This window comes from Halomonas sp. IOP_14 (assembly GCF_021021315.1).
GTDB classification, from domain to species: domain Bacteria; phylum Pseudomonadota; class Gammaproteobacteria; order Pseudomonadales; family Halomonadaceae; genus Vreelandella; species Vreelandella titanicae.
The window spans coordinates 167,340-179,862 of the sequence record NZ_JAINWD010000004.1 but is presented as its reverse complement, the minus strand read 5'-3'; the positions used below and the strand labels follow the sequence as shown (position 1 = coordinate 179,862).

Annotated in this window: 9 protein-coding genes and 1 riboswitch; of the genes, 5 read left to right on the top strand and 4 right to left on the bottom strand. The window is 55.4% G+C overall.

What is annotated here, in order from left to right:
- Positions 1-23 precede the first annotated feature (23 nt).
- The 3 genes from K7H09_RS05365 to cmoA form a co-directional block, all read right to left on the bottom strand.
- Positions 24-587: an NUDIX hydrolase gene (locus K7H09_RS05365; RefSeq protein WP_022524007.1), complete on the bottom strand. Its 564-nt coding sequence runs from the start codon at positions 585-587 to the stop codon at positions 24-26.
- 57 nt (positions 588-644) lie between these two features.
- A riboswitch (TPP riboswitch) is annotated at positions 645-748 on the bottom strand.
- 117 nt (positions 749-865) lie between these two features.
- Complete coding sequence (gene cmoB / locus K7H09_RS05360) at positions 866-1,894, bottom strand: tRNA 5-methoxyuridine(34)/uridine 5-oxyacetic acid(34) synthase CmoB (protein ID WP_159176602.1); 1,029 nt, start codon at positions 1,892-1,894, stop codon at positions 866-868.
- Between the two features lie 2 nt (positions 1,895-1,896).
- The gene (gene cmoA / locus K7H09_RS05355; RefSeq protein WP_022524005.1) at positions 1,897-2,640 is read right to left on the bottom strand and encodes a carboxy-S-adenosyl-L-methionine synthase CmoA; all 744 of its coding nucleotides are present in this window, start codon (positions 2,638-2,640) and stop codon (positions 1,897-1,899) included.
- A gap of 159 nt (positions 2,641-2,799) precedes the next feature.
- Between cmoA and pgi the strand changes: the two genes are divergently transcribed.
- From pgi to serB, 5 genes are all read left to right on the top strand, one after another.
- The gene (gene pgi / locus K7H09_RS05350; protein WP_027959039.1) at positions 2,800-4,482 is read left to right on the top strand and encodes a glucose-6-phosphate isomerase; all 1,683 of its coding nucleotides are present in this window, start codon (positions 2,800-2,802) and stop codon (positions 4,480-4,482) included.
- Between the two features lie 190 nt (positions 4,483-4,672).
- The gene (gene parE / locus K7H09_RS05345) at positions 4,673-6,568 is read left to right on the top strand and encodes a DNA topoisomerase IV subunit B (RefSeq protein ID WP_161463467.1); all 1,896 of its coding nucleotides are present in this window, start codon (positions 4,673-4,675) and stop codon (positions 6,566-6,568) included.
- A gap of 125 nt (positions 6,569-6,693) precedes the next feature.
- On the top strand, positions 6,694-8,661 hold the full coding sequence (locus K7H09_RS05340; RefSeq protein ID WP_230803883.1) for a methyl-accepting chemotaxis protein: 1,968 nt from the start codon (positions 6,694-6,696) through the stop codon (positions 8,659-8,661).
- A 74-nt stretch (positions 8,662-8,735) separates the two neighbouring features.
- The gene (parC, locus tag K7H09_RS05335) at positions 8,736-10,991 is read left to right on the top strand and encodes a DNA topoisomerase IV subunit A (RefSeq protein ID WP_230803882.1); all 2,256 of its coding nucleotides are present in this window, start codon (positions 8,736-8,738) and stop codon (positions 10,989-10,991) included.
- Positions 10,992-11,011: 20 nt separating this feature from the next.
- Positions 11,012-11,953: a phosphoserine phosphatase SerB gene (serB, locus tag K7H09_RS05330; RefSeq protein WP_161463465.1), complete on the top strand. Its 942-nt coding sequence runs from the start codon at positions 11,012-11,014 to the stop codon at positions 11,951-11,953.
- A 135-nt stretch (positions 11,954-12,088) separates the two neighbouring features.
- Here the strand turns inward: serB and K7H09_RS05325 are convergent, their stop codons facing one another.
- The gene (locus K7H09_RS05325) at positions 12,089-12,475 is read right to left on the bottom strand and encodes a Na+/H+ antiporter subunit G (RefSeq protein WP_027959043.1); all 387 of its coding nucleotides are present in this window, start codon (positions 12,473-12,475) and stop codon (positions 12,089-12,091) included.
- Positions 12,476-12,523: the final 48 nt, after the last annotated feature.

The following is a 12,523-nucleotide window of genomic DNA, read 5'->3' as shown; positions in this document are numbered from 1 at the left end:
TGATACGAATGATGGCGAGTAGTTTAAAAAGCTGAATTGGAGCTGTGAATCGCGTTTGATTTTTCTTTGACGATCAAACTGTGCAAATTAAAGGCTTTCACGACAGTATCTGCGACGTGATCAGCTAAGGCTTCATTGAAGTTGAGTTTTCCGTTTATAACTTTCGCCCAGCGGCAGTCCGCAGCATCATCACCAGGCCGTAGCTCGCCATCAACGTAGTGACATAAAAGGGCAACCAAGGCGAAGTGGTGGTGACTTCCCTCTGGGTCATATCCGATTACTTCTACTACATCAATTAACGGTCCTACCAATGCTGTGATACCGGTTTCCTCCATTAATTCGCGCTTTGCTGCACAATGTAGGCTTTCTCCCGGTTCCACTGATCCTCCGGGGAAGCCCCAAGTGCCCCGTTGAGGTTCTTTACTGCGTTGGACGAGGAGAACTTCATTATTACGCAGAGTTACGGCGATTGCTGCCAAGCGTGGCTTGGCAAGTACGGAGTTCAGGCGGTTTTTATCAGACGTGTTAAAAGGGGAGGTACTACTGAGCGTAGATGCGTTAGCGGGCGTTGAGTTACCTTGCGACACGATACACTCCTGCATTGAGATTCGGATAATACAGGCGTAGGTGTCAAAACAGATTCATATATGGTTTATGTCCGTTCCTACGCCGGTATCAGCCGGATCAGGTTCAAAGGGTTTGGATAACTCCATCTCAGCCTGAATAACAGGCACCCCTCGGAAAAGTTACTGTTACTATGAGTTTTAGTATAAGTCAATATTTGGGGGGCAATTCAATGCGGCGGCTTGGCGGACGCCGGGGCGGTTTTGACACCTTCTTCGCACACTTGGCTAACGGCTAACGGCTAACGGCTAACGGCTAATTGGCCCGGCTTATTCGCCAAAATCACCGCCCGCCGCGGTGCAGGGTAGCCTTCAATGGTGCGGGTGCGGTCGTTGGGGTCGAGAAAATCAGCCAACGATTGGTAGGTCATCCACTCCGTCGAGCGCTGCTCGTCTAACGTGGTAACGGCTTCATCGACCACGCGCACGTTGGTAAAGCCGCAGCGCTCCAGCCAGTGGCAGAGTGCTTGAGAAGAGGGCAGGAAGTAGACGTTGGGCATGGCGGCGTAACGTTCGCCGGGCACAAATACGGTCTGCTCGTCGCCTTCGACTACCAGGGTTTCTAGCACCAGCTCGCCGCCCGGAACTAACGCGGCTTTTAGCTGCTGAAGATGTTCCAACGGGGCAGGGCGATGGTAGAGCACGCCCATGGAAAATACCGTATCGAAAAAGCCCAGATTCTCAGGCACATCTTCAATGCCCACGGGTAAAAACTGCGTTTTGCCGCCATCCGCATCACCCACAAAGTGGCGTACTGCCTGAAACTGCCAGTAGAAACGTGGCGAAGGGTCGATGATTAGCACAAAAGCAGCACCTGCCCCGGCCATCCGCCAAGCGTGGTAACCGCTGCCGCCACCCACATCGAGCACTTTGCGATATTTTAGCGGTGCCAGGTGTGGCGCCACTCTTTGCCACTTCCAGTCAGAGCGCCACTCGGTGTCGATATAAATGCCGCCTAGCTGAAAAGGGCCTTTACGCCATGGGGCAAGCTTTCTAAGCAGGTTAAAGCATTGGCGCTGCTGGCTATCGCTAAGATCGAGATCAACGCTGACGGTGTCGCTGTTTAAATCCACGCGCCGCTCGGCGGGCAGCACCGGAAGCTTGGCCACGGCTTTTTCCCAGGCGGATAAATCGCCGTGGCGGTTACGGTCAAGCCCGTGAGCTAACTGCTCGGGAAGCTTCGCTAACCAGGGCGTTAGTGAGGCATCAAGCGTAGCTTGATCTAAAAACGCCTGATAAATTGCGCGATGATCGTCGGGTAGTGGCGCCACCTTTAACCCTCCTTAAACGCAATCAGCGAGGCAAAGTTAAGGTACTGGAACCAGGTCATCGAACGTGGAAAACCTGCTTGTTTCAAACGACCATGAAGTGCATCGAGGGTATCCGGCACCAGTACGTTCTCAAGAGCGGTGCGCTTCTGGCTGATTTCCAGATCACTGTAGCCATTGGCGCGCTTGAAATCGTGGTAGCGTTCTACCCGCCAGGCGTTGTCGCGCTCGTCGGCGTCGACGGTTTTCTCCGAGAGAATCAGCACGCCGCCGGGTTCCAGCGCTGCATAAAGCCGCGCCAGTAGTGCATCGCGGTCGGCGGCGGGTAGAAACTGTAGGGTAAAATTGAGAATGATCATGCCCGAAGATGCATACTCGAGGGTACGAATGTCGGCTTCTTCGACCTGCATAGCGTACGCTGGGCACTCGTCAGCAAAGGTTTGCCGAGCCTGGGCGACCATGGCGGGCGATAGGTCAACGCCCGTATAGCGAAAGGCGTCAGGCGCCAGCGCCCCTGCCAGCGCAAGGCCGGAAGCGCCCAGCGAACAGCCTAGATCATAGACATGGGCGCCATGGCGCAGGTGGCGCTGGGCAATTAAGCTCAACATGCCAAGAATTTGCCCGTAGCCGGGTACCGATCGGCGGATCATGTCAGGAAAGCAGGCGACCACCTTTTCGTCGAAAGAGAACCGCGCGACTCGGTCAAGGGGTGTCGAAAAGATAGCGTCACGGTAAGATGCATCACTCATGGGCAAGCCGGGATCATGGAAAAGGCGTGCTAGTTTACGCGCCCTTAATTGACTAGAACAGGCCTGTCTAGCACAGACTCACATAGAACAGCCCTGTTTAAGGTTATTAACCTGTTTAATGAACCCCGCTGCAAGGATCGACGCCACTGGAGAAGCTAAATGGCCTCAGCATCAAGCGCTACACCCGATACGTTACCGGCATGGCAGACGTTAAAGCATCACGCTGAAACGCTGCAGCATGTCCACTTGAAAACGCTGTTTGGCACCGAGCCTTCCCGCTGGGAAAGCTTTACTCGCCAGGTGGCGGGCTTGACGCTGGATCTTTCCAAGCAGCGCTGGGATGATGATACGCTCGAGCATCTGTTTACGCTGGCCAGTGAAGCGGGCGTACCCTCTGCCATTGAGGCGCTGTTGAGCGGTAAGCGAGTGAACGTCAGCGAAAACCGCCCGGCGTTACATACGGCGCTGCGTTTACCCGCCGATGCGACGCTTGAGGTTGAGGGGGAAGATATCGTCGCTGCCGTGCACGAAAGCCTTGCCCAAATGGAGCGCTTGGTCAGTCGGCTGCACGCAGGGCAGTGGCGTGGTGCCACCGGCAAGCCGATTCGGCATGTGGTTAACCTGGGCGTAGGCGGTTCAGATCTGGGCCCGTTAATGGTTACCCATGCGTTGGCAGATTTTCGGCCCAAAGATATTCATCCGGTTGAGGTGCATTTTGCTTCCACCATGGATGGCTCCCAGTTAGCGGACTATCTGAGCCGGTTGAATCCTGAAACCACTATCTTTGTGTTGTCATCCAAGTCGTTCACCACCATTGATACGCTCTCCAACGCTAACACCGCTCGGGAGTGGTTGCTTAGTCGCTTGACCCAGCATGGTGCGACGCCGATTAGCGCTGAGCTGGTGGTGCGTCAGCACTTTATTGGTGTTTCGGCGAGCCCTGAGAAAATGACCGAGTGGGGCATTGCTGACGATCATCAATTAACCTTCTGGGAGTGGGTAGGCGGGCGCTATTCGCTATGGGGCACCATTGGTTTACCCATTGCGCTGGTGGTTGGGATGGCGAATTTCCGCGAGTTTTTAGCCGGTGCGCACGCCATGGATCGCCATTTTGCTGAGGCAGAAATGGCGGAGAACCTGCCCGTGCTGCTGGCGTTAGCGGGAATCTGGAATGTCAACTTCCTGGATATCCGTGCGCACTCCATTCTGCCCTACGATGGGCGCTTGGAGTATTTCGCCGCCTATCTTGAACAGCTTGAGATGGAGTCCAACGGCAAGTCGGTTACCCGTCAAGGCCAGCCGATTAACTACTCCACTTGTCCTGTGCTCTGGGGTCAGTTGGGCCCCAACGCCCAGCACGCGTTTTATCAGCTATTGCATCAGGGTACTCAACCGGTGGTATGTGATTTTATCGCGCCGCTCAAGCGCTACGATGAGGTGGAAGACCCGGATACCCGCCGCCACCTTAAAACCCAGCATCGCCTGGCACTGGCCAACTGTTTTGCGCAGTCCCGCGTATTAATGCTTGGTGATGACGCCTTGGAAGACGACGGCCCACGGCCAGAGCACAAGCGTTATCGTGGTAACCAGCCCTCGACGACGGTGCTGCTTGACCAGCTCACCCCAGCGACCCTGGGTTCGCTTATCGCCCTTTACGAGCACAAAGTCTTTGTTCAGGCGGTGATTTGGGATATCAACCCGTTCGATCAGTGGGGCGTTGAGCTAGGCAAACAGATTGCCACTGATACCCAAAAGATTATCGACCATGAGGGAGATCTATCGCGGATGGATGCCTCTAGCCGTGGGTTGATTGAGGCGTTTTGGGCGGTGGAAAAGGAGTAAGCGAGTAAGTAAAGGCGCCCCTCTAAGTCTCATTGATGGGGTAGCCCTTTACCACCTTGCTCTTGATAAACATGGCTAGATATACAGCTTTTTGCTTTTCCGCTATCCTGTGCTTCTTTGCAAGCCGCCAATCACTCGTTTCAGCAATCAATATGGCTGCCAGTACGATTTTTCAGGGAACCGACGTTACATGACCCAGTTTGATGCCTCTCAGTACGGCGCGAGTTCCATCGAAGTCCTGTCGGGCCTCGAGCCGGTACGTAAGCGTCCCGGTATGTATACCGACACCACACGCCCCAACCACCTTGCTCAGGAAGTTATTGATAACAGCGTCGATGAAGCGCTAGCGGGCCACGCCACCATGATTAACGTCGTGCTGCATAGCGACGGCGGGATTGAAGTGCAGGATAACGGCCGTGGTATGCCCATCGACCTACACCCTGAGCACGGTGTTTCAGGCGTTGAACTGATATTTACCAAATTGCACTCGGGTGGCAAATTCTCCTCCACTAGTTACCGTTTTTCGGGCGGCCTACACGGGGTAGGGGTCTCGGTGGTTAATGCGCTATCGCGCCGGCTAGACGTCGAAGTTACCCGGGATGGGGCACGCCATGCCATGGCCTTCGAGTTCGGTGAGAAAGTCGAAGAGCTGCATGAAATTGGCAAAGCCCCCAAGCGGGCAAGTGGCACTTTGGTGCGTTTCTGGCCGGATGAGAGCTACTTCGATAGCCCCAAATTAGCGCTAACCCGGCTGAAACACCTGCTGCGTGCCAAAGCGGTGTTGTGTCCCGGCTTAAAAGTCACGCTGGTAGAACCTGACGGCACCTCCACCGAGTGGGAGTTCGCCGATGGTTTGCGCGACTACTTAGTTGAAGCCACCGATGGTTATGAAGTACTGCCCAAGGAGCCTTTTGTAGGCCACTTCAATGACGACGAGCACGGTGTCGATTGGGCGATTCAATGGCTACCAGAAGGCGGCGAAGCGCTGCTGGAGAGCTACGTTAACCTGATTCCCACCCCCCAGGGCGGTACCCATGTAAACGGTTTTCGTTCTGGGCTGCTGGACGCGCTGCGTGAGTTCTGCGAATACCGCAGCCTGTTGCCCCGCGGCATCAAACTCACCGCCGATGACCTCTGGGAGCGCACCTCCTTTGTGCTCTCAGTGAAGATGCTCGACCCGCAGTTTGCCGGGCAAACCAAAGAGCGGCTGTCATCGCGCACAATTGCCGGTTTTGTTTCCGGCGTCGTTAAAGACGCTTTCTCGCTATGGCTGAACCACCACGTGGATCAAGCCGAAGCGATTGCCGAGCTGGTCATTAGCGCGGCGCAAAATCGCCAGAAAAAAGCCAAAAAAGTCGCCCGTAAAAAGGTCACGTCCGGCCCGGCCTTGCCCGGTAAGCTAGCGGACTGCTCCGGCCAAGACCCTGCCCAGAGTGAGCTGTTTTTGGTCGAAGGGGACTCCGCTGGCGGCAGTGCCAAGCAGGCGCGTAACCGCGAGACCCAGGCGATACTGCCCCTGCGCGGTAAAATCCTGAATACCTGGGAAGTGGAGACCCACGATATCTACGGTTCCCAGGAGGTGCACGATATCGCCGTCGCCATTGGCGCAGACCCCGGCAGTGCTGATCTGGAAAAACTGCGCTATCACAAGATCTGTATTCTCGCCGATGCCGACTCCGATGGCTTACACATTGCCACGCTGCTGTGCGCGCTGTTTGTGCGTCACTTCCCGAACCTGGTGGATGCGGGCCACGTCTATGTAGCCATGCCTCCGCTCTACCGTATCGATCTGGGTAAAGAGGTGCACTACGCCCTGGATGAGAGCGAAAAAGCCGCCATTCTCAAGCAGCTTGCCAACAAGCGCGGCACGCCCAACGTCCAGCGCTTCAAGGGGCTGGGTGAGATGAGCCCGCTGCAACTGCGTGAAACCACGATGTCGACGGAGACCCGGCGACTGGTACAGCTGACGTTGACCGTCGGCGACGGCACCATGGAAATGATGGATATGCTGCTGGCCAAGAAGCGTGCCGGTGATCGTAAAAAGTGGCTGGAAGATTACGGCAATCTTGCCGATATCGAAGTGTAGGTAAAAGCAGACAAGCGTTAACAAGCCGTTGTTACAGTAACGCGTACTTTAGCCGATAGTTGAATGTAGAGCTTACATACTAAAAAGACGTAATAAACGTACATTCATATATAAGGGGAAGGCTTTTGTTTAACACGATATCTCGACAGTTAACGCTGTCTGCATTCGTACTTATGCTTCTGATGGCGGCCAGTATTTACGGCGTAATGGCGTGGCGAGGTCAGCCGCTGGTTATCGATGCGAGCCAGTCATTGATAGAGCGTACGGGGGGCTCGATTGTCAATGCGCTCAATGGTCAATTAGCCCGGGTCGAAGGCAATACATCGAGCTTGGCGGCTTTGGCCGAATCGCTGCCGCGTGAAGAAGCCATTTACCTTGAGGCCTTGCCTAATGTCGTTGATGACAACGGCAATGCCACGGTGGCGGGCGGCGGTATTTGGCCGGAGCCCGGCGCATTTTCCTCGGGTGTCGAGCGCTTTAGCTTTTTCTGGGCACGCAATGCCCAGGGCGAGTTGGAATTTTTGGATGACTATAACGCAAGCGATATTGCCGCCTATCATGATGAGGCATGGTACAGCAGTGCCCGTGATGCGACCCCCGGGCAGTGTGTTTGGTCTGCTGCTTATCGCGATCCGACGACCGGCGTCGCGATGGTGACCTGTAGTGTGCCTTATTACCTCGATAATGACTTTGCAGGTGTGGCCACCATTGATATGCAGTTAAACGGTGTTGCTGAGTTTCTCGCCGAAAATGGTGGCGGCACAGGCGGCTATGCCTTTGTACTGGATAAAGATCACAACGTGATTGACCTACCGGGCGTTGAGCAGGCGTCGGATGAAATGCGCGGCCTGGGCGATTTAGTGGGGGATATGCCTTGGCTTCAGCCCGTTGTAGAGGCCGTTGAGGCTGGCCGTGATGAGGCCAATGTAGAAAGTGCGGGCGTATTGGACGAGCCTGCGGCAGTGCGTTTGTTTGATATGCCAGACACTGGCTGGACACTCGGCTTGGTAACGCCTAGCGAACAGGTAACAGCCTTGGCGCGCACTTTAACGCGTGATTTATTGATGTTTATTTTACCGCTGTTGGCGCTGCTGCTCGCGCTAGGCTGGTGGGGTGGGCGTATCTTATTACGTCAGATTCGCAGTACTACTGGGCAGATTGATCAACTGGGCCAGGGCGGTTCCAGTCGTGAACTGACCATTTATCGCGATGATGAAATCGGCGAGCTACGCGGTGCCGTTAATCGCTACGCGGAGAAGTTGCAGCGTCTGTTTGGTGATGTGCGTGGCGTAGCGGATGCCATTGCCAGTGAATCGACGGAAATTGCCGCGGGCAATACCGAGCTTTCTAGCCGCACTGAGCAGCAAGCGGCTTCTCTACAAGAGACTTCTTCTACGATGGAAGAGATGGCCGCTACGGTGAAGCGCAATGCTGACAACGCTCAAGAAGCGGATCAGCGTGCGAAAGAGTCAGCGGAAAAAGTGAAACAGGGTGGAGAGCAGGTATCACGGCTGGCGCAATCCATGGAGGCTATCAACGCAAGCTCTACTGAGGTCTCTTCGATAGTCGATGTGATTGAAAACATTGCCTTCCAAACCAATATTTTAGCGTTAAATGCCTCTGTAGAGGCGGCGCGAGCCGGTGAACATGGGCGTGGCTTTGCCGTAGTGGCCAGCGAAGTACGTGAGCTGGCGTCGCGTAGCGCTGCTTCTGCCAGAAACATTAATGGGCTGATTAAAACCACCTCAGAGCAGATTGCCACCGGTAGTGGCTATGCTCAAGCAGCTGAATCCGCCATGAAAGATATCGTGGTGGCGATTGAAGAGGTTACTGCACGTATTAGCGAAATCAGCCAGGCGTCTGGCGAGCAGACCAACGGTATTGATGAGATCAACCGGGCGGTCACGCAAATGGATACGGTGACGCAGCAAAATGCCGGGTTGGTTAGCGAAGCGGCGAGTGCTGCCAATGAGCTGTCATTACAGGCCCAGCGCTTAAAAGGGCTGTTAGACGAGTTTCACGGTAGTTCTCAAGAAGCGTCATCTACGGCAGCGCTATCTAATGCATCAAACGAAAGGTATCAATTAACATAGCGAGCCATGTTAAGTGGCCGCGTGTCCGCTTATCAGCCGCCCCAACAGGGGCGGTTTTGTTGTCAAGGTAGGATATGATCGACATGGATATTCAAGTAGCGGAAGGAGACGTCGAGCGTCTCTCCCTGCGCGACTACACCGAAAAAGCGTACCTCGACTACTCGATGTACGTCATTCTCGACCGCGCCTTGCCCAATATTGGCGACGGCATGAAACCCGTGCAGCGGCGGATTATTTACGCCATGCGCGAGCTGGCGCTGCACGCCAACGCCAAGTACAAAAAGTCGGCGCGTACCGTCGGTGACGTGCTGGGTAAATTCCACCCCCATGGCGACAGCGCCTGCTACGAAGCCATGGTGTTGATGGCGCAACCATTTAGCTACCGCTACCCGCTGGTAGACGGCCAAGGCAACTGGGGTAGCCCCGATGACCCCAAATCCTTCGCCGCCATGCGCTACACCGAAGCCAAGCTTTCCAAGTTCGCCGAAGTGCTGCTGGGCGAGCTAGGCCAAGGCACCGTCGATTGGTCGCCCAACTTTGACGGCACCATGCAAGAGCCGCTGGTACTGCCGGCCAAGTTACCCCATGTGCTGCTCAATGGCGGCACAGGGATTGCGGTTGGCATGGCCACCGATATTCCTCCCCATAATGTCTCGGAAGTGGTCGAAGCCACCTGTCATCTGTTGCGCAACCCCAAGGCGACCACCGCTGATTTAATGGAATTCGTGCCCGCACCGGATTTCCCCACCGATGCGGAAATTATTACTCCGCCTGCTGATCTGCGAAAGCTTTACGAATCCGGTCGTGGCTCGGTCAAGCTGCGTGCCCGCTACATCCGCGAAGAAGCCAATATTGTTATCACCGCCGTGCCTTATCAGGTCAGCGGTGCCAAAGTATTGGAGCAGATTGCCGCGCAAATGCAGGCCAAAAAGCTGCCCATGGTGGCTGACCTGCGCGATGAGTCGACCCACGAAGAGCCGACTCGACTGGTCATCGAACCACGCTCTAACCGTATTGACGTAGAGTCGTTGATGGCGCACCTATTCGCCACCACCGACCTGGAAAAGAACGTGCGGGTGAACATGAACGTGATCGGCCTGGATGGCCGCCCACGGGTGATGCCACTACCGGAAATGCTGGGTGAGTGGCTGCAGTTCCGGCGCAGCACGGTGCGTCGTCGTTTAGAGCACCGCTTAGGCAAGGTCGAAGACCGGTTGCATATCCTGGAAGGCTTGCTAATTGCCTACCTCGATCTGGACGAAGTGATCCGCATTATTCGCGAGGAGGACGACCCTAAAGCCTCGCTGATGGCGACGTTTAGTCTCTCCGAGCGCCAAGCCGAAGCCATTTTAGAGTTACGCTTGCGTCACCTTGCCAAGCTCGAAGAGATGAAAATTCGTGGCGAGCAGGATGAACTGGAAAAAGAGCGCAAATATCTAGAGGGGCTGCTGGGCAGCGAAGCCAAGCTCACTACGCTGATTGAAAAAGAGATCCGCGCAGCAGGTAAAGAGCATGGCGATGAGCGTCGCTCACCGCTGGTCGAGCGCGAAGAGTCCAAGGCGCTTTCAGAAGTGGAGCTGCTGGGCGCTGACCCGATTACCGTGGTGCTCTCCGATAAAGGCTGGATTCGGGCGGCCAAGGGGCACGATATCGACCCCGAGGGGCTCTCCTATAAAGCCGGGGATAGCTTCCAACTGGCGGCGAAAGGTAAAACCAATCAGCCGCTGGTGCTGCTGGATGACACCGGTCGTGCCTATACGCTGTCTGCTCACAATCTTCCCAGTGCGCGGGGGCAGGGGGAGCCGGTCACCGGTCGCGCGAACGTTGCCGCTGGGGCGAAAATGGCGGGACTGATGTTCGCACCGCCGGAGCGGCGCTTCGTGCTCGCCACTGACGGCGGTTATGGCTTTGTGGCACGGCTCGATACACTTACCGGTAAAAACAAAGCCGGTAAAGCGGTGCTTAGCCTGCCCAAAGGCTGCAATGTGATGGCGCCGGTTGAAGTGCCAGAGGGCGATGAGCTGTGGGTTGCCTCGGTTTCAAACGAAGGCCGGCTACTGCTGTTTCCCTTGGATCAACTACCGGAAATGTCCAAGGGCAAAGGCAATAAGATGCTCGATATCCCCGGCCCACGCGCTGCCCGCCGGGAGGAGTTTGTTACCGGCATTGTGGTTCTCGCTGCCAGTGAGGCGTTAATGATTCATGCTGGTAAGCGCAAGCTAACCCTAAAAGCCGACGATTTAGCTTATTATCGCGGTGAGCGTGGCCGCCGCGGTAGCAAGTTGCCCCGTGGCTTCCAGAAAGTCGACCGTTTAGAGGCAGGAGAGTAAATAATGGCAGGAGCTAAGTGATGGCAGGCGGTGACTTGATCCTAACCGTTTTAGCGGCACGTTTAACCGCAGATATTCAATCCCAGGTAGACGCCCTGATCGTGCAATTTGGTCTGCAGAAAAGGAGCACCCGGCGACTTGCCGATCTGTCGTTACAGCAGAACTCGGTACAGCTGAGCAAGTGCATCGACTGTATCGAGCATCGTCTGGTAGGTGAGGTGGATGTTGAAGCGGTTCGTAATGCCGCACGGGTACTGAGCGAAACTCTGAGTGCTGATATTGTTATCCAAGCAGATACTCGTGATCACGTTCAGCCCCGTTTGGTGTGTTTCGATATGGACTCCACGCTGATCAAAGCTGAAGTGATTGACGAACTGGCCCGCCGCCATGGTGTGGGTGATGAAGTCGCAGAAGTCACCGAGCGTGCCATGCGCGGCGAGTTGGATTTCAAAGCGAGCTTTCGTGAGCGGATGAGCAAACTTGAAGGTTTGGATGAGTCCGTGCTGGCGGAGATCGCTGAGGAATTGCCGCTAATGGAAGGCGTAGAGCGCTTAATGGTTAACCTGAAGCACTTAGGTTTTCGCACCGCCATCCTCTCCGGCGGCTTCACCTACTTTGCTCGCCACTTACAGGAGAAGCTGGGCTTTGACGAGATCCATGCCAATGAACTGATCATCGAAAATGGCAAGGTAACCGGCGAAGTAAGTGAACCGATCGTCGATGCCGAGCGCAAAGCCGAACTATTAGAGTCCATTGCTCAGCGTGAAGGTTTTACCCTGGGTCAAACGATTGCGGTAGGGGATGGCGCCAATGATCTGAAAATGCTTGCCAAAGCGGGCATGGGGATTGCGTTTCGGGCCAAGCCCCTGGTGCGTGCCCAGGCGCGCCAGGCGATTTCAACCTCGGGCCTTGATGGCGTGCTCTATCTACTGGGCTATCACCAGCAGGATTTAACCCCGTAAATTCTGCTTTGGCACAGTCGCGCAAAGTGTCATTGCGAGGAGCCTGCGACGCGGCAATCTCAACCTGCGCAGGCGCAGTTCAACCCAAGATTGCCGCGCTTCGCTCGCAATGACAAAAGCGAGGTTGCTTAGCTTTCAGCCATGGCCTTTATCCGGGTGGGGTACCGGTTTATCGCCGACTTCTTCTGGACGCAGCTCTACTGGCTTACCCTGGGTTTTATCAGCGTGCTTTAAACGCAGGTGCAAGCCGGACTTGGCCAGCAAGTGGGCGCTAACGGGGGCGGTAATGAACAAGAAGAGCGTAATCAACATTTCCTGAATATCGGGTTTGCCATCCACGCTCCAGAAATACATCATCGAAGCGATCAGCATACAGCCGATACCCAGAGTGGTGGCCTTAGTCGGGCCATGCAGGCGCATATAAAAGTCACGCAAGTGGGCCATCCCTAGCGAACCAATAAACACAAAGATGCCGCCAGCAACCAGCAGCAGCGAAATAACCGCCTCTATTACTCCTGACATAACACCCCCTGGCATGAGCCTTTCTGGCATAGCGGCTGCCTCTTTATG